The sequence below is a fragment of the Mesorhizobium sp. C264A genome (assembly GCF_040324515.1).
Classification (GTDB): domain Bacteria; phylum Pseudomonadota; class Alphaproteobacteria; order Rhizobiales; family Rhizobiaceae; genus Mesorhizobium.
In genome coordinates this window covers 186,552-209,799 of sequence record NZ_JAMYVY010000002.1, presented here as the reverse complement: position 1 = coordinate 209,799, position 23,248 = coordinate 186,552, and the positions used below count along the sequence as shown (strand labels likewise).

The 23,248-nt window shown below is 57.4% G+C and carries 15 protein-coding genes and 4 pseudogenes; 12 read left to right on the top strand and 7 right to left on the bottom strand.

All coding sequences use genetic code 11. The annotated features are described in order from the left end of the window. Positions 1-297: 297 nt before the first annotated feature. Positions 298-1,308 (bottom strand): LysR substrate-binding domain-containing protein, encoded by a 1,011-nt coding sequence (locus NKL04_RS20115; RefSeq protein ID WP_023703157.1) that lies wholly within the window; start codon positions 1,306-1,308, stop codon positions 298-300. Positions 1,309-1,459: 151 nt separating this feature from the next. Between NKL04_RS20115 and NKL04_RS20110 the strand changes: the two genes are divergently transcribed. Next, entirely contained in the window at positions 1,460-1,738 is a 279-nt protein-coding gene (locus NKL04_RS20110; protein ID WP_023703158.1) for a hypothetical protein, read from the top strand. On the opposite strand, the gene NKL04_RS20105 is transcribed toward NKL04_RS20110, so the two are convergent. The 4 genes and pseudogenes from NKL04_RS20105 to NKL04_RS20090 form a co-directional block, all read right to left on the bottom strand. Next, positions 1,665-1,973 carry a helix-turn-helix domain-containing protein gene (locus tag NKL04_RS20105; protein ID WP_245271490.1) on the bottom strand — a complete coding sequence of 103 codons (309 nt, stop codon included), beginning with the start codon at positions 1,971-1,973 and terminating at the stop codon, positions 1,665-1,667. The two genes, NKL04_RS20110 and NKL04_RS20105, sit on opposite strands and share 74 nt — an antisense overlap. 192 nt (positions 1,974-2,165) lie before the next feature. Beyond that, the gene (istB, locus tag NKL04_RS20100; RefSeq protein ID WP_023699544.1) at positions 2,166-2,942 is read right to left on the bottom strand and encodes an IS21-like element helper ATPase IstB; all 777 of its coding nucleotides are present in this window, start codon (positions 2,940-2,942) and stop codon (positions 2,166-2,168) included. A gap of 16 nt (positions 2,943-2,958) precedes the next feature. Then, positions 2,959-4,511, bottom strand: a pseudogene (gene istA, locus NKL04_RS20095) (IS21 family transposase). 171 nt (positions 4,512-4,682) lie between these two features. Beyond that, a pseudogene (locus NKL04_RS20090) lies at positions 4,683-5,218 on the bottom strand (AraC family transcriptional regulator); the annotation flags it as partial. A gap of 189 nt (positions 5,219-5,407) precedes the next feature. Here NKL04_RS20090 and NKL04_RS20085 point away from each other — a divergent pair. The 6 genes and pseudogenes from NKL04_RS20085 (at position 5,408) to NKL04_RS20060 (ending at position 12,324) form a co-directional block, all read left to right on the top strand. After that, entirely contained in the window at positions 5,408-6,112 is a 705-nt protein-coding gene (locus NKL04_RS20085) for a GntR family transcriptional regulator (protein ID WP_023699546.1), read from the top strand. A gap of 38 nt (positions 6,113-6,150) precedes the next feature. Then, positions 6,151-7,638 carry an aldehyde dehydrogenase gene (locus tag NKL04_RS20080; protein ID WP_023699547.1) on the top strand — a complete coding sequence of 496 codons (1,488 nt, stop codon included), beginning with the start codon at positions 6,151-6,153 and terminating at the stop codon, positions 7,636-7,638. A gap of 1 nt (position 7,639) precedes the next feature. Continuing rightward, complete coding sequence (locus tag NKL04_RS20075) at positions 7,640-8,527, top strand: dihydrodipicolinate synthase family protein (RefSeq protein WP_023699548.1); 888 nt, start codon at positions 7,640-7,642, stop codon at positions 8,525-8,527. Next, positions 8,527-9,864: an NAD(P)/FAD-dependent oxidoreductase gene (locus NKL04_RS20070; protein ID WP_031208903.1), complete on the top strand. Its 1,338-nt coding sequence runs from the start codon at positions 8,527-8,529 to the stop codon at positions 9,862-9,864. The genes NKL04_RS20075 and NKL04_RS20070 overlap by 1 nt, the downstream gene beginning before the upstream one ends. A gap of 74 nt (positions 9,865-9,938) precedes the next feature. Continuing rightward, on the top strand, positions 9,939-10,868 hold the full coding sequence (locus tag NKL04_RS20065) for a DMT family transporter (RefSeq protein WP_023699550.1): 930 nt from the start codon (positions 9,939-9,941) through the stop codon (positions 10,866-10,868). Positions 10,869-11,311: 443 nt separating this feature from the next. Continuing rightward, positions 11,312-12,324 (top strand): annotated as a pseudogene (locus tag NKL04_RS20060) (IS110 family RNA-guided transposase). Positions 12,325-13,149: 825 nt separating this feature from the next. On the opposite strand, the gene NKL04_RS20055 reads toward NKL04_RS20060, so the two are convergent. After that, positions 13,150-15,024: an MBL fold metallo-hydrolase gene (locus NKL04_RS20055; protein WP_023699551.1), complete on the bottom strand. Its 1,875-nt coding sequence runs from the start codon at positions 15,022-15,024 to the stop codon at positions 13,150-13,152. A gap of 304 nt (positions 15,025-15,328) precedes the next feature. Beyond that, positions 15,329-16,896 (bottom strand): annotated as a pseudogene (locus NKL04_RS20050) (NAD(P)-dependent oxidoreductase); the annotation flags it as partial. Between the two features lie 393 nt (positions 16,897-17,289). Here NKL04_RS20050 and proX point away from each other — a divergent pair. The 5 genes from proX (at position 17,290) to purU (ending at position 23,214) form a co-directional block, all read left to right on the top strand. Continuing rightward, positions 17,290-18,261 carry a glycine betaine/L-proline ABC transporter substrate-binding protein ProX gene (gene proX, locus NKL04_RS20045; RefSeq protein ID WP_023699555.1) on the top strand — a complete coding sequence of 324 codons (972 nt, stop codon included), beginning with the start codon at positions 17,290-17,292 and terminating at the stop codon, positions 18,259-18,261. Between the two features lie 171 nt (positions 18,262-18,432). Continuing rightward, a complete protein-coding gene (locus NKL04_RS20040) occupies positions 18,433-19,563 on the top strand; it encodes an alcohol dehydrogenase family protein (protein ID WP_032997134.1) in 1,131 nt (376 codons plus the stop codon). A 16-nt stretch (positions 19,564-19,579) separates the two neighbouring features. Then, complete coding sequence (locus NKL04_RS20035; protein WP_023699557.1) at positions 19,580-20,695, top strand: mandelate racemase/muconate lactonizing enzyme family protein; 1,116 nt, start codon at positions 19,580-19,582, stop codon at positions 20,693-20,695. A 109-nt stretch (positions 20,696-20,804) separates the two neighbouring features. Next, the gene (locus NKL04_RS20030) at positions 20,805-21,881 is read left to right on the top strand and encodes a proline racemase family protein (RefSeq protein ID WP_084568472.1); all 1,077 of its coding nucleotides are present in this window, start codon (positions 20,805-20,807) and stop codon (positions 21,879-21,881) included. A gap of 448 nt (positions 21,882-22,329) precedes the next feature. Next, positions 22,330-23,214: a formyltetrahydrofolate deformylase gene (purU, locus tag NKL04_RS20025; RefSeq protein WP_023699559.1), complete on the top strand. Its 885-nt coding sequence runs from the start codon at positions 22,330-22,332 to the stop codon at positions 23,212-23,214. The last annotated feature ends 34 nt before the right edge of the window (positions 23,215-23,248 follow it).

Genomic DNA, 23,248 nt, shown 5'->3' with positions numbered 1-23,248 from the left:
CTAGACCTGTTGGGGGCTGGCGGCGGAGGGCGTTGGCGCTAAATATTGTCGCCCGCATCACAGCCTCAACCCAATATTTCGTCCGCTCCGGGAGACGGAATGGTACTTTTCGCGGCAAGCTGCCGCTGCCTAGAAGTTAGGGAAATCTTTGCTGAAATCTGCATCGATCGGCTCCCATACAGCTGGACCCTCAGCCCAGGAAGAGGGTATTCCCTCTTTAACGTTTCTAAAACGCTAGCCTCGGAGCAACAGCAAGACAACCGTATAAAAAGTGATGCACCACAGGACTAAATGTTATCAGGCGGAAGGCAGGCTTGGAGGTTCCGCTGATACCTCGCTTGGTGCAACGGCTCCCGCGTTGATGTCTCCCGCAACAGGCGCTGGCGGGACTGGATTGAGATCTGCGACCTGTGTCAGCAGCCAATTGCGGAAAATCTGGACGTCTTCTCGCTCAATTGCCGTATCCGGAATGACCAAATGATGTTTTCTGCCAGTCAGGTAGCTTTCATTAAGAGGCCGTATCAAGGTGCCTTCCTTGAGGTAATCGCTCACCAAATGGCGCCAGCCCAACCCGATGCCGTAGCCTCTAATCACCGACTGCATCATCGTTGGATAGTTGTTGAACGTGATGACGCGTTTGAAGTCGGACGAGATTCCGAACTGTCCAAGCCAGTGCACCCAATCGAAGGGTGACCAAGGGTAGGCGGACCAATGCTGATCGTCCATAACCAGGAGGACCTCGTTTACCAGATCCTCCGGAGTCAGAATACGCGGGGAGTGCGTCTGATATGATTTACTGCAAACAGGGAAGACTTCCTCGCCGAAGAGTTCGGTGGCTGTGAAACCTGGGCGGGCCAGATACCCCATTACCACGGACACATCGAAACCATCCGTCGCCGGCGCCGGGCTGCGTTCGAGGGAGACCAAATGCAGGTCGACCTCTGGGTTGTTCGCAACGAAGTCCCCAATCCGATGACTCATGAAAAGCGTTGCGAACGACATCGGCATGCCGACGGTCAACCGTCGGGCTTTCTGCCCTCTCTTCACGCTGTCAAAAGCCGCTGCAATATGCGCCAGGCTGAGGGTCGCAGCCTCAAACAACTCCTGGCCGGCGGGAGACAATGACACCTTCTGGTTGCCGCGGTTGAAAAGCTGGGTGTCGAGGTGGTCTTCCAGCGTCAAGATATGGCGGCTCACGGCCGCTTGAGTAACTGAAAGCTCATTGGCAGCCTTGGTAAAACTCAAATGCCGCGCGGCGGCTTCAAATGCGCGCAATGCGCTTAGCGGAAGCCGTCGATAATTCAACATGAGAAACGGTTACTCCAGCACCGGCTACTAGATCCTGCGTGCGCACTCGGACCATCTGGTCGAACGCGCGTCGCGTTGGCGGAACAATAGCTTCCTAAGGGCCAGAGCCAAAGCGCAAGCGAGCACGACAGGCTCATCGCCAGCAAACATCATGGAGCGTATCAAAGAGTTTGTCTACAATGTGTTCGGTCAGTTCATGCTGCCCCGCCGCGATCTGTTAATCAGCTGGGCGGTTGTTAGCCGGGCTTGTAAGGCGGGTGCTAAACACCCTGCGCAACTTGCCGCGGCCGTAGGCGATAATATCGAGATGAACGGGGCGGACTGCCGTTCCGGTCACCGAGCATTCGCTGCAAAGCTCAACGTTCAACAGTTTGCGCAGGAAACTCCGAACGCCTCCAGGCAGAAGGTGATTGCCCGTAGGCCCTTTTGAAGACTTTTGCGAAGTGAGAGGCGTTCTCGAACCCGGAGTCGATGGCAATCTCGATCAAAGGAGCGTCACTTTTCATGAGAAGTTGCTTTGCGCGCTCCAACCGCATACGGCGGTATACGACTGCTGGCGAGCTGTTAACCTCCCTGAAAAAAAGTCGTTCGAGTTGCCTGCGGGAAATCCCCAATGCTCCGGCCAGCCTGGAGACTGACAGGGCGTTTTCGACATTCTGCTCCATAAGGATTAGCGCAGCGCGAAGCCTTCGGTCGTGCGCCTCCATCATCAGCGGCCGACGCGGTTGTACCCACTCTGCGTTCCGTACCTTGCGTATTTCGCAAAAACGGGACAGTCGTTCCGCTAAATCGCGGACAGCAGTTTCACTAACTCGCGGACAGCAGGATGGGGTCAGCCCTCGGTTGCCTGGTTGAACTCATTTGCGATTGATTTCGCCGTTTTCGGCGCCGGTCAAGAGCGGCGGTGTTTTTTGCTTTCTCATGCTGTCGCCTTCGAGGGTGAGGCGATGGGCGTTGTGGATGATCCGGTCGAGAATGGCGTCGGCGATTGTCGGCTCGCCGATCATGGCGTGCCACTGGGCGATCGGCAGTTGCGCGGTGATCAGCGTCGATTTCCGGCGATAGCGCTCCTCGAAGATTTCCAGCAGATCGAGACGCTGCTGGTCGGTTAGGCTGTGGGTGCCCCAGTCGTCAAAGATGAGCAGTTGCACCCGAGCCAGTTTGTCGATGAGACGGGGAAAGCGGCCGTCGAGACGCGCCAGGGCGAGATCCTCGAACAGACGCGGCATGCGCAGGTAGAGCACGGAATGGTCGAGCCGGGCGGCCTGACGTCCGAAGGCGCAGGCCAGCCAGGTCTTTCCGGTGCCGGTCTGCCCGGTGATGATGAGGTTCTCATGCGCCTTCAGCCAGGCGCCCTGGGCCAGCGACAGCGTATTGCGCCGGTCGAGCCCACGATGCGCGGCGAAGTCGATGTTCTCGATGCAGGCGTCGACAAAGCGCAGCCTGGCAACGGCGAGACGGTTGGTCAGACGCTTGTCGGCACGCATGGCGGCTTCACGATCGAGCATCAGGCCAAGCCACTCGTCGCGACTGAGATCGTCGGCGTTGCTCTGGTCGGCCAGGTCCCGATAGGCGGCGGCCATTCCGCCAAGGCCGAGAGCCTGCATCTGGTCGAGGGTTGGATGTGTCAGCATGGTTGGTTTCCTTCCTTCATTGATAATAGGAGCCGCCGCGGATGTTGGTGTGCGATGGCGTGGGCTTGACCGGCTCGGCCGCGGGCGGCACACGGTCGAGGCCGGATTTGAGGATGGCTTTGACGGAGGAGTAGGTGATCGCATTGATGGTCAGTGCCCGCGCGCAGGCTGCCTCGAGCCGATCCCGCTCGTAGCGACGGGCCAGCGAGAGGATGCCAAACGCGGAGCGGTATCCCTGCTCGGGATGGGGACGGTCGCGCATCATCCGCTCGACCAGGATGGCGGTGTTGGCGCCGATCCCGGCTGCCTGCCGGATCAGGTTCGCCGGCGTTGTGTTGGCATAGCGCTGGTGCGCCTGGGCATGTGCTCGTTGACGGTGACATGGCCGCAGCGCTGCGAGCGGCGGACATGGCTGGCGACGCGCTTGTGATCATGGAAGAGCTCGACCACCCGGTGAGTGAGCCGCACATCCACGCGCCGCCCGATCAGCGCGTGCGGTACCGAGTAGAAGGTCCTGTCGATCTCGACATGGTAGTCGGGATGGACCTTCGCCGATTTCCACTCCGCATATTCGAACGGCGCCGGCGGCAATGGCGACAGGGCCGTTCGTTCGATCTCCTCGAACAGCTCCCGGCGGCTTTTGCCGACGTGGCGCATGGGGCGGTTGTTCAGATCCTCCAGCAACACCGCGATTGCGGCGTTGAGATCGCCGAGACTGAAGAAGCGCCGGTTGCGCAGCCGGGCCAGGACCCAACGCTCGACGATCAGCACCGCGCCCTCGACCTTGCCCTTGTCGCGCGGCTTGCGGCTGCGGGTCGGCAGGATCGTCGTGTCGTAATGTTCGGCCATGGCGGCGAAGGTCTGGTTGAGCGTCGGCTCGAACCACAGCGCCTTGGCGACGCCGGCCTTCAGATTGTCGCAGACGATCGCCTTAGTTACCCCGCCGAAGAAGGTAAGTGCCCGGCACTGGCCCTCGATCCAGTCCGGCAGTTTCTGGCTGAAGCTGGCATGGGCGAAGGTGAAGGACGACGCGCCCAACACCGCAACGAAGATCTGAGCCTGGCAGATGACGCCAGTATCGGGATCGACGACGGGCACGGTGTGGCCCGCATAGTCGGTCTGCATCACCGCGCCCGCCTCGTGGCGATTGCGGAACGTCGCGCTCGACCGGCGCTGGAAAGCGCCGAACCGGTCGCAAAACCAGGTGTAGCCATAACCATCGGGGTGCGCCGCGCGGTATTCCTGCCACAGAAGCGTCAGCGTTACGCCCTTGCGCTTCAGCTCGCGCGAGATCATCGCCCAATCGGGCTCGTCCAGATCCTGCGGCGGACGGCCAACCCGGCGAAACAGAAGCCGCTCGACCAATGCGTCATTGTCATAGCCCGGCGGCAGCGGCCAGCCTGAGATGCCAGCCTCACGCGCCCGCAACAGATAGGTCGAAACCGAAGTCTTGCTGATCTTCAGCCGTTCCGACACCGCACGCACCGAGAGGCCCTGCTCATGCGTCAGGCGCAGGATCGATCGTTGGTCTTTCACTGTCGTTCGTCTCGCTTGCTTCCGTCTTGGCATGGCCCCTCTCAACCGATGATGAGAGGGCAAAATGCCAGAACGGCGCTCCCGAGAACCGACCGTTATATCCGCCCCAAAAACTGTCCGGGAATTAGCGGAATCACTGTCCCGTAATTACTGAAATCGCTGTCCGCGAATTAGCGGAATGGGTGTCCGCGAATTTCTAAAACACGCACGTACCTTGTCGATCTGCAGCACTTCGAGCGCGTTCCGCTCTGCCGCATTCCCAATGTGCCGTCGCACCAGTTCTGCCGCCAGATCGGCCGTGCTGCTGCCGCCCGCGCACGATCCCCGCGTCGTATCCAAGTTATAGATTCTGTCCGCTCTGACCTTAGATCAGGAAATCGCTCCCGGAAATCGAGGTAATGAAGCCAGCTAACGCAGGTCTCGTGTGCGGCCATAAGATCCGCCTCAGCCAGAATGAACGTTCCGGTGCAGATTCCGATCAATCGCGCACCCTTGGACGTAGCATCACGAAGATACTTCATGGTTTCGTCGTCGACCGACTGACCATCGGTCAACCGTCCCCCAACGACTACAACGTAGTCAAACTCCATCGGGTCCAGGAAGGAAGATGTCGGCGAGACCTGGACGCCGCAGCTCGACGTGACGAGATGTCGGCTGTGCGACAGCACCTCCCAGTCGGCCGTGATCCGACCTGACCTATCAAATTCATCGCTGGCCAGTCTGAGCGTGTCGATAAACATGGCGAAGGCGGTCAACGTGAAAGAGCGGGCTAATATGAACCCGACCTTCAGCCGAACGGAGGGGGCCGATCTGCGCCGAGGTGACGAATGAAACAACCGTTTAGCCTCCACCCGTTGGAACATCGTCTTCCTATCTTGACTCATGCTGTTTGTCTACAATATGTCTATCGTCGAAATTAGGAAGCCACTATGATCCGGGATGAACCTGCTGCCTCGACGGACCGAAAGGGCATTCTTGCTGAAACTCTGGTGCACCGTATCCTGACGATGCAGCTCGAGCCGGGGGCGATTCTCGACGAAGTCGCTCTCAGCGAGGAGTTTGGCCTGTCCCGTCCGCCGGTCCGCGAACTCATGAGACAGATGGCGGGCGAAGGCTATGTCGACCTTGAGGCCAACCGCGCTGCGCGCGTATCCATCATGTCGTACCAGACGCTTCGGGATTTCCTGATCGTCGCTCCGATGATCTATGTCGGAACGACGAAGCTTGCAGCTCTCAATCACAAACCAGCGGACCTCGAAATTCTCAAGCGGACCCAGCAAAAGTTCCGGCAGTCCATTGCCGACGGCCACGTCGAGAACAGAGTGATCTTTAATCACCAGTTCCATCTGAACATTGGGAAGATGGCGCACAACCAGTATCTGCTTCCCAGTCTCAAAAAGCTTCTCATCGACCATGCCCGGATTGGAAAGATCTTCTATCGCCAAAACGGCGGCACACGGATCCAAAAGGACCAGGAGACTGCCGCGCGGCAGCACGATCAGATGATCGAGGCCATCGAAGCGCGGGATGCAGAACGGGCGGGCGAACTGGTGCGCGCCCACCTCGAAGTTTTCAGGAACGACGTGGCGCTCTACGCCGTGCCAAGCGGCATGCAGGGCGAACTCGACGGATAATCATTGTCGGTGTCACTTTGACACGAGGGAGAACAGAAATGCTCAATAAAGTCGACTACAAGGCGCAGGCGAAAGCACTGAAGCTGCCAACCAAGATGATCGTTAATGGGCTGCAGACAGCAGCCCTTTCGGGCAAAACCTATGCAACCCTGAACCCGGCTACTGGTAAGCTTCTGGCGGAACTGCCCGCAGGTTCGGCGGCCGACGTCGACAAGGCCGTCGCTGTCGCCCGGCAGGCGTTTGAAGACGGCCGTTGGTCGAAGCTGACCCCGGCGAACCGCAAAAAAGTCCTTCTCAGGCTGGCATCCATCATCGAGGAAAACGCGCTCGACCTGGCGCTGATGGAGAGCCTGGAGAGCGGCAAGACCATCAGCGATTGCATCAACATCGACTTGCCCGAGGCTATCAACAGCCTCAGATGGCATGCGGAAGCGGTCGATAAGATCTATGACCAAGTTGCACCTGCCAACGACTCCTCTCTCGGATTGATCGTGCGCGAGCCTATCGGCGTCGTCGGCATTGTGCTCCCTTGGAACTTCCCGCTTTTGATGCTCGCATGGAAGATCGGCCCTGCTCTGGCAGCGGGATGCACGATCGTTGTCAAGCCGGCTGAAGAAACGTCGCTCACCACATTGCGGGTCGCGGAGCTTGCAATCGATGCCGGGCTGCCGCCGGGAGTCTTTAACGTCGTGACCGGTGGTGGTCCCGATGTCGGCGAACCAATCGGCCGCCATCCCGACATCGACGCCGTTTCCTTCACAGGCTCTACCGACACCGGCCGTCGCTTCCTGAAATACTCCTCCGAAAGCAATCTGAAGGAAGTGGTCCTTGAGATGGGCGGCAAGAATCCTTGCATCGTGATGGACGATGTTGCCGATCTAGACGCCGTGGCCTCCCACATCGGCAACGGTGCGTTCTGGAACATGGGTCAGAACTGCTCGGCCATCTCACGCGTTTTCGTCCACAAGGATGTGAAGGATCGCCTTCTCGAGAAATTAACGGAGGTTGCCAAGACCTGGACCGTTGGAGACCCGCTCGAAACGGAGACCCGTATCGGTCCGCTTATCTCTAAGACGCATTTCGAGAAGGTCAGCAGCTATCTCGAAGGCGAAGGCAAGGTGGTGGCTGGCGGACGGGTATTCAACGGGACCACGATCGAGCCCACGATCATGGAATTCGACCGTCACGACAGCAAGCACGTTCGCGAAGAGATTTTCGGACCGATCGTTTCTGTGATCGGAGTGGACTCCCTCGCACAAGCGGTCTCGCTCGCCAACGAGACCGAATATGGCCTCGCGGCCTCCGTTTTCACCGCCGACGGCACACGGGCGCTTCGGGCTGCGCGGGCGATCAAGGCGGGGACCGTCACCGTGAACTGTTACGGGGAGGGGGACGCCGCCACGCCGTTCGGCGGTTACAAGCAATCGGGCTTCGGCGGCCGTGACAAGGCTCTCCACGCACATGATCAATATTGCCAGACCAAAACGCTTTGGATCGACCTGAGCAGTTCAAACGAGGGTTTTTGAGATGTCATCATTTGCTTTCTCCGGTCTCAATCTTGCGATCACGGCCCCGTTCGACACAAATGGGCGTATTGATTTCGTGCGCTTCGAGGAACTCATCGAGCGGTATCTGGCCGCGGGCGTCGACGGTATCGTGTTCAGCTCCGGCACGGGCATGCACGTTTATCTGACGCCGGATGAATCGAGGTCCCTCATCGAACGCGGCGCGCGCGTCGTTGCTGGACGGGCCAAGGTGATCGCCCAGACGTCGGCATTGCTTACGGCCGACGTCGTCGAAAGAACGCGGTTCGCAAAGGATTCCGGCGCGGATGGCGTGATGGTCCTTCCTCCCTTTTTCGAGGGGCCGTCGGACGACAACAGCGTATTCGACTTCTACGCCGAAGTTGCAAGGGTAGGATTGCCCATCATCGGATACAATGTGCCCCAGGCAGTCGGTGTACGCATAACGCCGGACCTGCTCCGCCGGCTTTGCGAACTGCCTGAATTCCGCGCCGTGAAGGACAGCAGTGGAGACTTGGTCGGACAGGTCAGGCTGATCGGTACCGGGCTGGACATCATCAACGGGGCCGACCCGCTCGTTCCGTTTTCCCTGTTTGCGGGTTGCTCTGGGCTGATCTGGGGCGGCGCGAATATTGCGCCACGGACCTGCGTTTCGATCGTCAGGGCTGCCCAGGAAAAGCGGTGGGGCGACGTGCAGTCGCTCTGGCGGCTGCTGGAGCCAATCATGTCCCTTCTTTGGGACGGCGACTATGTGCCAAGCGTGTATGCGGCCTCGGAACTCACTGGGTATGGCTGCGGTCACGCGAGGAAACCGTTCCGTCCCCTTTCGACGGACCGGATCGCTGCGCTCCGGGCGGCGCTCGGCGCCCTGGTTGAACAAGAAGCGGTATAATGGCAAGCAAGACCTTTCGCGCGCGTCGCCTTCCCTCTCATGGCGCACAATCCGGCTGGACGGCCTTGCTTCCTTGCAGGACTCCAAGGGCCGAACTGGATAAGACCATCGCCGTCGATGTCGTCATCATTGGCGCGGGCTTCGCGGGGTTGGCCGCCGCTGTGAGGTTGGCGGATCTCGACCCGAAACTGTCCGTTGCCGTCCTCGATGCCGACGCTGTCGGCGATGGGGCAAGTGGCCGGAACTCCGGCTTTTTCATCGATTTGCCCCATGACATTTCGTCGGGCAATTTTGGTGTGGACGCCGTTACCAAAAGCCAGAACGAGATCCTCGTAGCGCGAACAGCCATTCAACATTATGCCCACCTGGCTGAGCAAAATGGGTGGGACAAGGACCTATTCGATCCCAGCGGCAAATACAGCGTAGCCATGACCGACGCCGGGACAGAACATCTTGCCGCCTACTCGTCCAAACTCAATTCAATGGGCGAACCTCACCAGGTTCTTGGGGCTAAGGAAATCGAGAAAGTCACAGGCACGCAAGCTTTCAAGTCGGGACTCTTCACTCCCGGTGCCGTCATGGTCCAGCCCGCCGCGCTGGTGAGGTCCATTGCGGATTTGTTTAAGGACCCTGTTAAGCTGTTCGAACATACGCCCGCCCTGTCAATCCAAACTTCGTCGAGCGGTTGCACGGTGAAGACGCGCAAAGGCGAGGTGAGGGCCGCCCGGGTGATCCTGGCGACTAATGGCCACGCGGAGAGCTTCGGGTTCGGAAGCGGTGAACTTCTGCATGTCTTCACTTACGCCTCGCTCACCGAGGCGTTCGCTCCGTCCGCCCTCGGCGGAACCCGGAAATGGGGGGCGACCCCTGCCGCGCCAATGGGTACCACGGTGCGGCGTATAAATGGGGTAGATGGCGACCGAATTCTTATACGCTCACGCTACACCTACCATCCAAACATCGAAGTGGGCGAAAGCTCGATCAAGAGTGCAGGCGACCTCCATGACCGCAAGTTCGCGGACCGTTTTCCCGAACAGCGGCATTTGACGATGCAGTACCGTTGGGCAGGTGCAATGGCGCTGACGCGGAACTCGGTGCCACTGTTCGGCGAGCTGGAAGAGGGTATTTTCGCCGCCTGTGCATGCAACGGAATAGGTGGGACCAAGGCCACTGCCGCAGGCATCGCTGCGGCTGAGCTTTTGGTCGGACATCAGTCCAAGCTCGGCGATATATTCACCGCTTACGAGAAACCTCAGAGATTGCCCCCACGTCCCTTAACCGATGTGGGGGCACGCTTGAACTTGGCTTACAGAGAATGGCGCGCAGGACGCGAATAGACGTCTTTCGCGGCTGAATTCGCTCTTTGCTGCGAATGTGAACCTAACTCCGCCATCCCCATAGCTCCACGCTCATGTCCGGCGCTCCATTTCTCCTGCTGCAAAACGACGTAATTATGAAACTTCGGCATCCTTTTCTTTTGTTGGACTTCGGACTCGTGGCGATGTGGAGTTCCGGTTATATCGGCGCAAAGCTTGCTGCGGAGACCGAGTCGGTCGTTCTTGTCCTCTTCTGGCGCTTCCTCCTGATATCGTTGGTGCTGATGCCAGCATCCATCCGCCACACCTTCGCGGCCGGCATGCGCTCGCTTTGGGTCAATGGGCTACTGGGTATTTGCGGCATGTTTCTCCAGATCGGTTGCGCAATTGTAGCAATCGATATGGGTATGGCGGCGGGCACAGTGTCTATCATCTACGCCCTCCAACCTCTCCTGACTGCCGCGGTGGCAGGTCCTTTTTTGTGCGAACGCGTCACCGCCCGCGAATGGATAGGCCTCTCTATTGCGTTCATCGGCGTCACGATCGCCGGCGGATATGGCGGGCTTTCGGCCCCCGGGGTTGCATACTTATTAACGCTACTGGGGACAGCCGGCATGGTGGCTGCAACATTAATCGCCAAGGTTTCTAAGGATGCAACTCCAATTCTACCCGCCATAGGCATTCAGAGCAGTTTCGCCGCGGCCTTGTTCCTGCCTTTCGCTATGGCCGACGTCGGTCTGAGCCCACCTTTCCAGGATCTGACATTCTGGTTGGCAGTTGGCTGGTTCATACTATTCTCAACCTTGGGCGCATACGGCTTGTATTATTTGTGTCTGCGGCGATCATCCGCCGTTCACGTCGGAACGGTGCTGTATCTCACCCCTGTGGTCACAATAGCCGCCACCTGGGCCTTCTTCGGCGAACTGATTACGCCATCAAAGCTTGGAGGTTTGGTAATCTGTCTTAGTGGTGCGGCAATTTCGTTGAGCAAGGCTGTTGCAGGTTCCCTGCCAGCCAGCAAATGACTGCCGGTATTGCGCCCTTCAGTGCTTAGCCACCGAAACTGGTAAATTTCACTTGCCGTATATAGGAGGCTCCGCATGCTCCGAGAAATATTTCGAGTTTGGTGCAACCTAGGGTTCGAGATTGCCGCATCGCAGGCACATTCGTCCTCATGTGGTTTCGTTATCTTTCCAAGCGATCATCGTGTTGACGGAGATAGCACAGGTGGACCGCTAACCAATCCCAAAGAGATACATACGACCCGTATTTCAGATACGTGGCGATCCGTATTTCCCTAATCCATGTGTTGATGAGCGTGCGGAATTTGGCGTTCGCTCGCTGCTAGATGGGGTAACGGGCCTCTGGCGCCGCGGCCAGACTTTCGGTCGAGGCGGTCGTCCCTCACAATGATGGTGTGAACGGCGTTATGGCCGAAGCCAGCGCCAAACATCAAGGAGAGACGACCGTGGATTATTATGCCGGGATTGATGTGTCATTGGAATGCTCAAGTGTCTGCGTGGTTGATGGGCAGGGCAAGATCGTGCGGGAAGCGAAGGTGGCGAGCGAGCCGGAGGCGCTGATCGACTGGTTTGCGGCGCTCGAAGTGCCGCTTGCGCGGATTGGCCTGGAGGCAGGCCCGCTGTCGCAATGGCTATTTGCTGGGCTGCAGGCGTCCGGCCTGGCAGTGGAGCTTCTCGAGACGCGCCACGTGCGCGACGCCTTCAAGGCGATGCCGGTGAAGACGGATCGCAAGGATGCGCGCGGCATCGCACAGCTCATGCGGCTTGGCTGGTTCCGCCCCGTGCATTGCAAGTCACTGCCAGCACAGGAAGTCCGCGCCCTGCTGACCACGCGCAAGCTCCTGCAGTCGAAGCGGCACGATGTCGAGATGAGCATCCGCGGGGTCTTGCGCGGCTTTGGCCTGAAGGTCGGCCCGACGGCGCCGAAGACCTTTGAGCGGCGGGTTCGCGAACTGGTCGCCCATCATGACACGCTGGAGCAGATTGCCGAGGCTCTTCTCAAGACCCGAGCCGTGCTGCTGTGCGAGTTCAAGACGATCGAGAAGCGTCTTGTCGGGTTGGCACGTCGCGATGCGCAGGTGCGCAACCTGATGGGCGTGCCGGGGGTCGGGGCTTTGGTAGCGCTGACATTTTCGGCGGCCATCGACGATCCGTCGCGGTTTCGCTCGTCCCGGATGGTGGGCGCCCATTTCGGCCTGACGCCAAGGTGACGGGGCGCATCTCCAAGGTCGGCGACCATGGGGTGCGTGTGGCGCTCTACGAGGCGGCCAACGTGATGCTGACGCGACCGGTCAAGGGCTCGGCCTTGAAGTCCTGGGCGCTTGCGGTGGCGAAGCGGGCCGGGATGCGAAAGGCCAAGGTTGCACTTGCGCGCAAGCTGGCGGTGGTTCTGCACCAGATGATGCGCAGCGCTGAGCGCTTTCTGCCGACAGGCCGTCCTTCGGCAGTCGTGTCGTGAAGCGTTCGATAAGAGGATAAGGATAAGGAGGAACACGGCGGGCATCGACACCAGTTCCTGCCGTTACGACGTCCCTTGCCAGGACGGTGGACCCGGTTAGGCCGCTAAGACGGGAGCAGCTCGTTTGATGACTGCGCGTCCCTAGATTGGCCAGCCGATCCCGATCAGATCCCATCAGGCAGCGGCCAAAGCGCCGACTGCGGACAGAAGCAAGACCCCGGCAGCGGACGAAGTTACGAGGGATTGACAAGTCGAGGCCCGTTACAGAAGCCCGTCTTATTCATTTATTCATGACGCATCCGCGTTTGTTTGCTGCTAAGCGGTGGACAGGTAGCGGCGCGGCGTCTTTTCACCGCGGCTGTGTCTGGACTGGTGAGCGCGCTGGAGAGTGGAAGCTGTATGGTTCGGCGATACCGGCTGCCCCAGCGGTCATGGTTCTGCCGGCAGCAGATTGCTGGCGACGGAACACTTCCTCGGGACAGGCGGCGGCGAAGGCCAGACGGATGCGCGAGACGAGATTTAATTACGAGGGGACACGCCTTGGAGCAATCAGACCGTTTCCACCTGTGCACGGCCTGCGTAGGGAGCATCCAAGATCTACGGCACACTAATCGCCCATTGGATCGCCTCGCGGACGTTGATGTCCTTCAGCTTCGGGTGATCCGGCAATCCGCATTCATGCCGCGAAACCGGCGACGGTCTCGATCCAGCCGACTGTCTCTTCAATGCGCTTGCGAATAGCTGATTGATGGCGTAGCCGATGCGATGGGTATTGCGCCCCGGGAACGTGGTCCGATGGCAAGCCCCGTCCGATTACGGTGCAGACTAATTCAGTACCGTGGATACGAGCGCTTCGGAAACAGGCCCCTGCGATACTCCATCAATAAGGATCTCCGCTGTGACAAGTCTTCGCCTTGGGTCGACCTCGGAAGGCGACGTAGCCCTCAGAAATATCTCGCCTCGTTCCCCTGGTTGAAGCGGGAGGCTTTCAAATCCACCATCCGATGTCCAACCATGCGCCGTTATAAGCCGAGCGCCGTAGACGGCAGTCCGTTCCAGATTGTTACGAATCTTGAGTGTGAAATTCACGCAGCTGCTAGGCCTGACTTCCGAGAGATAGGGCAGCATTCGTACCCAGAACAGATCGATATAATGGTCTGCGGGTTCATCAACTATATTACGGAAGGCTGTTTCTTTACGTTGAATGTAATCCGTGTACTCGTCAAACCTCCGCTGATCCATGGTAATCATCTCTCCGTGGCCTGGGCATAGTAGATCAAACTTCGTCGCTTTTAGCAGACTGGCGCAGCGTCGATGCATGTCCAATTGAAAGCTATTGCGCATGACTGTGGTCTGGAAGGCAGTCGCGCGGTCAATCGCTCCAGTGCCACGGTTGAGAAGGAACAGATTATCCCCCCCAAAAGCGACCCGTTTTCCGTCGATGATGCCCACAATTAACGCGTGGTACTCCGTTTGACCTGGGGCATGGTGAACCTCAAAGTCGAAGCCTCTCCATTGGAATGCTTCTCCATCACGCAGAACACGCTCCACTGCTATGGGTTTATGGAAGCAGCATGGCGTACTTGCCCACGCAGCGGGATCGCTGATGACATCGGCAACACAATCGAGAGCCCAGCACTTCGTCCCGAAATGTTGCTGAAGGAATGGTATTCCACAGACATGATCGTCATGAATATGCGTGGGAATCACGAGTTCGATATTGCGGACTCCATAATCGTCGCGCAGCTGATCGATATGATGTTCAATGAACCGAAGCGCCTGTATGCCATCGGAGTCTGCTTCCCAATGCAAGTGTCCGACTGACGCGAGCCCATAGTCGATGAGCATTGCGTGACCATCCCCACTCAGCACAACGTAAAAGTTTGAACAGGTATATGGCCCGGCCCACAACAAATGCTCTGATATCGGTAGCAGCTTGCTCTCACGAATGGTCTGCTTTTCGTCGAACTTTCTGTTTAGACCGGTTGTGCAAAGGCCACCTACACCTGAAAGTGTTTCGAGCCGTGATTCAAGCTTTTCGATGTCGGACTTCACCTCACTGATGGGGTCTCCGTGCGACGGATACGCTTTCTGTACGTTTTCCTTTTTTAAGGCGAGAATTGATTGCATCGTAAATTCAATGCCTAGGAGATCGCTATAACCATATTCCATCGCGTGAAGCTGGTAGAGCCGTCCTCCTTTCGACATCAGGTCGCCTGTGAAGGCAACTTTCTGTCCATCGATGTCCGCGATCAGGCTGACCATGCCGTACGTATGACCTTTAGCCGGCAATACACGGAGCTCGTATCCCCGCCAGAGAAAAGTTCCGTAGTCCTGAAGCACGGCATCGACCGTAATATTTTCTCCCAGAGAAAAGAATGTACTGCCGTCATTGTAGTTGTCATAGATGCGTTTTGCCTGCCAGTGAGCCTCGACATTTTCGAATAGGTGACGTTCATATTCCGGCACTGCAATTTGTGCCCCTGTGCTCTGTATAAGAGATGTACCCCAGCACTGATCCCTGTGATGATGGGTATGCAGAACCCAGTTGACTCGATCGGTGCCGATTGTGTGAAGATGCTGCAAAATCGCCCCGGACCCGGCGTCGATTAGCAAGCATTCTCGACCGCTTTTCAGAACGTAAACGTTACACGTATCTCGAAATACCCAAAGGTGTTCGGACAGCTGAGTGAGAGACATGGTATCTTTCTCATAGGAACGCAGGTAGCGACGAAACAGCCTTATGCTGGCCGCCTAATTACTATAGATAGCCCAGCGTATAGCTACGGCAGTCATGCAAAAAAGTGATCTGCCGCATGACTTCTTTGGTGACGCTGCTCATCGGGCCAGCTGGTAGGCAAACCGTTCGCCGAGATTCAGTGGATGGATGGCAGGCTCGAACCACCCCGCCGCAGCATCCGTCAGTACCTACGCATGATCGAACTAGGAACTGGAAACCCACCGTTGCGATACGTCGGACATCAAGCGACCGCTGGAGCAAATAGCCTGCTTCGTCGAGGATGCGGCGGTGGTTGAGCAGATCCAGTGCCAGGCCGCTGTGATACCTGCGGACCAGGCTCGCCGCCGCTGCTAATCCGGTGTCGCATCAATCCCGCCGATGACCGCAGCGATCCGTTCGGAGAGCTGACGCAGCGCCTTCCACTGTTCCGACTGATCTGCAAGGGCGTCAAGGCTGGCTGAGGTCGACTTGCCGATGCCGGCGGGAACGGTTGAGCCCAAGTCAACATATCCCTCCGGCAGCGTGCCTTTCAAATTCCGCATCACCTTGAACTGGATTGCATCGAAGATCTGGTCAACAGCCTGCTTGGCGCCTGCGACGCGGGTAGGGTGGTCGGTGTCGGCAGCGACGTGCGGAAGGAGCTCAAGTCTGCCAGGATACCGCTTGTTCAAAGGCAGATAGGGAGTAAGCGGCCCTCTCAACGTGCCATGGTTCCCGTCGCTGAAGATATCGGCATCGACCGCCACATGGCTGACCTTGCCCGACAGCAACGGCGGCGTCGAGTGCATCGATGTCGATAACTTCGTCGCGATCATAGTTGATAAGCACCGCACCATCGGCCAGCCTCGACAGAACCTCATGGTTCACCAGACCAGCATTGCTGAACTTGCCCGTAGAGGTGTCGAGGCGACCAAGACCAACGTGAACCGAGAGGACGTTGCATCCGTCGCCGCTTTGATCGGACTATCGGCATATTCGAAGCCCTCGGCTTCGACCCAGCCGCGATGGCGCTCCCGGGCATAGATGCAAACGAGCATACCAAAGGCCGATGCCAGTTTGGCAACCTCCCTGCCGATATTGCCGTATCCCAGGACAGCCAGCTTCTGCCCTTCAAGCTTTGCGGTCGGGAAATCCTTCAGGTCGCGCCCAGTGTCGAAATTCCCGGCGACGGTCCTTTCATGCAACTCGCCGACGGGTAGGTTCGGAACGACCTTGAGGAGCGCCTTCATCGCCATCTGAGCCGTTGCGCGGCTATTGATACCCGGTGTGTTCATCAGCGGCGCGACGCCACCGTCGCCGTCAGGGCCACCCCACGAGCTCGAGCCCATATCGCCGGTGCCGGCGCCAATCCTGACGCCACCATGCGCAAACACGGACTGCTTGGGAATGAAGGTGGCCGCTGTGATGAGGGCATCGTACTCGCCACGGGCGGTACAGCCCAGAATCTCAGCTTCCGTGCTCAATCCTGGCTGATAGAAAAAGTGGATTTTTCCTCTTTGCAGGGCATTCCGATCTTGCAGCGGACCGAGGTGGAACTTGCCTCCCTTTTCAAAGATGTAGGCTGCGATCTCGCTGCTGTCCGGTATGTTGTTCTCGCCAAGGCGCAGGCCCAGCAAGTCGGCAATCAGGACGGTGTGGGCGCGTTCGGGATCATCCTTCCTGGCAAGACCGACGGCCGAGACGGTGCTGTCGAACCGCTCACCTTGCGCCGCCAGTTCCTCCTCGAGGACGGCAATCTTTGCTCTCCGATAGGAATAGGACAGGTTTTCGAGAAGAAGGCGGATGTCCTCGGGGTCGCGGATGCCCCCGATCCAGGCCCGGTAGTCGCCGGGTCTTGCTGAAGTTGTCTATAACCGGCGGAGTCCTTTGCGCCGACCAGCGACCTAACCTCACCCTACAGCCGCCGAGATGAGTGAGATGTGGCCGAGGATAAGCGAGAATCATGACGGACTAGCTGACGTCAACGACGCCCTGAAACACCGCTGATGGCTGGCGCAGTTTTTAGCGCCGGACGTGGAGTCGCCCAAGACCTTGGAACGCCCGGCAGGGCTAGCGCGGTGCGAGATGAAGCCGAACCGCAGTCATGACTCATGGTTATGCGCCGGACTAAGAAATACTCATTTGAAGTACCGGCACCCGCCCCCTATACGTTTATGTGGGAAATGGTCACGAAAAACGGCCAAAGCCAACCTTTCCAGGCCGCACAAAACAATGGGAGCATACATATGAAATCGATCTTGCGTTCTATCTTGCTTAGTTCACTTTTAGTCTCACCATCTGCTTTCGCAGGTGAGCGGGTCATACCCGCTTGGTCCGCCGCGCCTGAAGAACTCATGCAAACCTATATTATTGATGAGGGCCTACGAGAACTTGGGTATGACGTTGCTGATCCCGCTCCACTGAATATTGAAGTGGCGTACGTTGCCATTAAACAAGGTGACGCTACATTTTATTCAGCCTATGCAAACCCGCTGCATAACGCTTTCATAAAAGAAAACGGCGGAGCAGATGTTATAACTACCCTCGGGCCTTATGCCAAAGACGCACTTCAGGGCTATCTGATCGACAAGAAGACTGCTGATGCTACCGGGATTAAGTATTTGGAAGATCTTAAGGATCCTGAGAAGGCCAAATTGTTCGATATTGATGGTGATGGTAAAGCAGACCTCTTTGGGTGCGATCCGGGATGGGGATGCGAACGTGTCATTGAACATCATCTTGACGCGTACGGGCTGCGCGATACTGTCTCGCACAAGCAGGGAAGTTATTTTGCAATTATACCAGACGCAGTCCAACGCATCAAAGAGGGTAAGCCGACACTTTATTACACTTGGACCCCTTACTGGCTTTCAAGTGTGTTGCAGCCTGGCAGAGATGTTGTTTGGCTTAACGTGAAGAAGACGGACTTGCCGGACGGTCAAACTGCGAACACCACATTTCCCGGCGTTGGGAACGTTGGGTTCTCGAAGATCGACCTGGGAATTGCTGCATCGACGAAATTCGTGAACGAGAACCCTTCCGCGAAAAAATTCTTTGAGCTGCTGACAATTCCTCTCGAGGACCTGAATGCGGAAGCTTTGCGGATCCACGATGGCGAGAAATCCAACGATCAGATCAAACAGCATGCCTCGGAGTGGCTCTCGAAAAATAAAGCGAAGTGGGACGATTGGATCCGTCAAGCCAAGGCAGCGCAGTAAAAGGCTCAAGGCCCGATTAAACCGCCAGCGTATAGTGGATTGGAGCGCGAGCCGAGCCAATGCCTGACAGCCGCTGCCGATCCAAATCGGCAGCGCTAGGGCACTCAGCGCGTCTTAGCGCCCTTTTTGTCTGTTACCGGCTCCGTAAAGTACTGAAAGGACAGCTCGGCCATGAAAAGGGAGATCGAGAGATCATCGGTCGGCTCACCCGTTGCAATTCCAAAAGCGATGACTGGGGTGCTTCTTGTAGGACACGGCGGTTTCGACAAGCTGGTGTATCGTGATGACATCCCAGTTCCGGTGCCCGGACGGGGTGAAGTTCTGATCAAAGTCGCTGCCGCGGGGATCAACAACACTGATATCAACACGCGGATCGGTTGGTATTCGAAGGGCGTTAAAAGCGGCACCGAGGAGGGTGGAGCGCAAGGCTTCGAAAGTTTTCAGGATGCCGACGCAACATGGGCCGGCGCTCCGATGTCCTTCCCGCGAATTCAGGGTATTGACTGTTGTGGTCGTATTGTCGCCGTCGGAGATGACGTGGACCAGGGCCGTATTGGTGAACGCGTCATCGTACGAAACATGCTTCGGTCTTACGTCGACTACCGGCCAATGGAACACTGGGCGTTAGGCTCGGAATGCGACGGGGCTTTCGCACAGTTTACGAAAGCTCCCTCACGCGAGACCCATTCGGTCAACTGCGACTGGAGCGACGTCGAACTCGCATCAGTGCCATGCTCTTATTCAACAGCTGAGGGAATGCTGCATCGTGCCGTAGTGAAGCAAGGTGAGCATGTCGTCATCACAGGCGCATCGGGTGGGGTCGGATCCGCTGCAGTCCAACTGGCAAAACGGCGGGGAGCTGTTGTGACCGCGGTCGCAGGCTTGAGCAAGGCGGAGCAAATCCGAGATCTGGGCGCCGATCGGGTAGTGGCGCGCGGGGACAGTTTAGTCAAACACCTCGGCAAAGAGGCCGTCGATGTTGTCATCGACGTCGCTGCCGGCCCCGCTTTTGCCGATCTCCTTGACGTCTTAAAGAAAGGCGGCCGATACGCCGTCGCTGGGGCCATCGCGGGTCCCATTGTCGAACTTGATGTCCGTACCCTGTATCTGAAAGATCTCACCTTTTTTGGCTGCACATTGTACGACGAAGTCGTTTTCGACAACCTCGTGTCGTACATCGAAAAAAACGAGATACGCCCCTTCGTCGGCAAAACCTACCCGCTAAAAGACATTGTGAAAGCTCAGCAAGAGTTTTTGTCGAAGACTATCAGTGGGAAACTCGTACTCGTCCTTCCCGAATAGAGAAAGAGACGTAAAGATGTCCGAACTGAAGATTGCAAGAATTGATGTCTTTCAAGTGGACTTGCCCTATTCGGGTGGTGTCTATCGATTGTCGGGCGGGCGCGAGTACACGTCCTTCGATGCGACGATTGTGCGCATAACAACGCAGACTGGGCTTGAAGGATGGGGTGAAAGCACGCCATTCGGTCCAAACTACGTTGCGGCTCATGCGCTGGGTGTTCGATCTGGTATCGCCGAGATCGCGCCGCAGGTGATTGGCCTGGACCCGAGACGCGTTGATCGAATCAATGATGCGATGGACACAGCTCTCGTCGGCCATGAGCATGCGAAAACAGCGCTCGACGTCGCTTGTTGGGATCTGTTCGGCAAATCTGTTGGCCTACCAGTATGCGAACTCTTGGGAGGCAGTACAGACGTCAAAATGCCAGTCATTTCCGGTATTTATATGGACGAACCCGAGGACATGCGCCGACGAGTCGCAGAGCATCGGGCGTTAGGCTATGTCGGCCATTCTGTTAAGATTGGAGGAGAGCCTGCAGACGACGCGGCGCGAATTGCTGCATCACTCGCCGACAAAAGACCTGGTGAGTACTTTATCGTCGATGCGAACGGTGGGATGACGGTTGAGACGGCCCTTCGGATGCTTCGGCTGTTGCCGGATGGCCTTGATTTCGTGCTTGAACAACCCTGTGCGACTTGGCGCGAGTGCCTCTCGCTACGCCGTCGCTCCGACATTCCTCTGATTTTCGATGAACTTGCAGTTAGCGACGCGTCAGTCCTCCAATTAGTTGCAGACGATGCCGCAGAGGGATTCGGCATCAAGATCTCTAAAAATGGCGGGCTGACCAAAGGGCGCCGACACCGTGATATTGGCATTGCGGCGGGTTACACAGTGAGTGTCATGGATACAGTAGGATCGGAAATTGCGTTCGCCGCAACTGTACATTTGGGCCAGACCTTCCCAGAACGGTACTTGCGCTGTGTATTTGATTGCCGGAAACTCGTGTCTCGTCAAACCGCTGACGCCGAATTTGAAGTTATCGATGGCCGTGTAGTCGCACCTAAAACGCCTGGCTTGGGCGTTGTGCCTAGGCTGGAGGTTCTGGGAGAACCGGTTGCTAGCTACTACTGACATCTGACATCGACTGCAGTAGGTTTCGCGGGTCAATGTGTTGGGAATGACAGCTCATAACTCCCCCATAACGAAGCTGGCGATTGGCGCTGAGATGGGATGGCTCAATATGTCCAACTCCAAGGGCTATAAGATGCCGGTTAAAACATCCTTCACCGCATATGACTGCCACTGCGAAGGGGATGTGGAGAAAGTTGTTATCTCCGGGCTGCCTGCATTGCCTGAGGGAACTGCGTTTGAAAAAATGAAGTTCTTTCGTGATCACCATGACGACATACGCTTATTCTTTCTACGCGAACCCCGTGGCGGCATGATCCAATGCGTTAACTTCATTGTTCCTTCAGAACATCCTGAAGCAATAGCTGCCTACATCATCGCCGAGGCCGAAGAGTATCCCGAAATGAGCGGCGGCAACACGATTAGTGTGGCAACCACGATGTTGAAGACTGGTATGGTTCCGATCACCGGACCGGTCACCCGGTTCAAACTTGAAGCACCTGCTGGGCTCATCGAGATCGAGTGCGATACCTCAGATGGGAAAGTCGGCCCGGTTCGGTTCATCAATCAACCGGCTTTCGCTTACTGCCTGAACCGGAGCATTGAACTTCCGGGCTTTGGCGAAGTGATCGTGGACGTTGGCTATGGCGGCATGACGTATGTTATCGTTTCCGCCCAGCAGTTTGGTTTCGATCTTCATGCATCCGAGGGGCGTCGGCTCAGCGACTTGGGACAGGAAATAAAGGCAGCAGCAGCCGCGCAAATTCCTGTGTCCCATCCGATGAACCCCGAGTTGCCCGGCATTACACAAACGATGTTCGTGAACCCGATCAAGCGTTCTGACGCGGGAATGGAGTCGAAGAACGCGGTGATCGTTTCGCCGGGGCGTGTGGATCGTTGCCCATGCGGCACAGGAACCAGTGCGCGCCTAGCTGTGATGTATGCCAAGGGCGAGATTGAAGAGGGAGAGCGGTTCACTCACAAGTCGCTCATTGATTCCATATTCACTGCGGAAATCATCGCTACTACACAAGTGGGCCGCAATAGCGCCATCATTTCGGCAGTCAGCGGCCGTGCATGGGTCACCGCCAAATGCTCTTACATTCTCGAGGAAGACGATCCATACCCCACTGGCTATAGAATAACGGACACTTGGCCGGAGATGAAACTTGGGCTGGTCTCCGTATAGGCTGTCCGCGCGCAGGAGCCCCGCCTCTGGGGGCACCCCTGGCATCGGCATGGTCAATGACACCGCTTGGCAAAGCCGGGCCGACAGAGTTGGCAAGAGCCGCAGGCCGATTGGCCTGAAACCCATTGGACGCTCCCGGCCTGCCTATCCAGATCTCATGAATTCCCGCCGTGTGCCTGTAGTGCCGTCCCTATTAGTTGCTGGATTGGGGAGAATCCGCGGCCCATCGCGATGAGCGGCCTGGGCATTGGGTTGCTGACCCCAAATGCCGTCTCGGCATCTATCGTCCCAGATCTTCCGGCTCGGAACGAGGAGGTTTTCCAGTGCCGGAGCCACTCTTGTGATCAACTCGCCCGATGGTTCTAGATCGAAGCGGTGAACGGGTACGCCTAGGGTATCACTCCGTCCGAAGGAAGGTCTGCCCGGTAATGAGAAAGGTGAACTTAAAATGACGCACTATGTACTCACTGTTTCATGCAAATCGACTCGCGGTATCGTAGCGGTGATTGCGACTTTCCTGGCCGGCCAGGGCTGCAACATTGTCGATAGTTCCCAGTTCGACGATCTCGACACGGGCAAGTTTTTTATGCGCGTCTCCTTCATCTCCGAGGAGGGTGTCGGCCAGGCCGACGTGGTGAAAGGCCTTAAGCCGATCGCCGAGGAGTTCGCGATGGATACTGAGATCCACGATCCCACCAAGCGCATGAAGGTGCTGCTGATGGTGTCGCGCTTCGGTCATTGCCTCAACGATCTGCTCTACCGCTGGAAGATCGGCGCCCTGCCGATCGACATTGTTGGCGTCGTCTCCAACCATTTCGAATACCAGAAGGTCGTGGTCAACCACGACGTTCCCTTCCACCACATCAAGGTGAGCAAGGAGAACAGGCCGCAGGCTGAAGCCCAGATGCTCGATATCGTCGAGCAGACCGGCACGGAACTGATCGTGCTTGCCCGCTACATGCAGGTTCTTTCCGATGCCATGTGCAAGAAGATGTCGGGCCGCATTATTAACATCCACCACTCCTTCCTGCCCTCGTTCAAAGGCGCCAACCCGTACAAGCAGGCCTACGAGCGAGGCGTCAAGCTCATCGGCGCAACCGCGCATTATGTCACCGCCGATCTCGACGAAGGTCCAATCATTGAGCAAGAAACCGCCCGCATTACCCATGCGCAGAGCCCCGACGATTATGTTTCGATCGGCCGTGACGTCGAAAGCCAGGTTCTTGCACGCGCCATACATGCACATATACACCACCGCACTTTCATCAACGGCAACCGAACCGTTGTCTTTCCGGCAAGCCCGGGAAGCTTCGCTTCTGAGCGCATGGGGTGAGCTGTCGGCGGCAAGAAGCGTATGGCGAACGAAT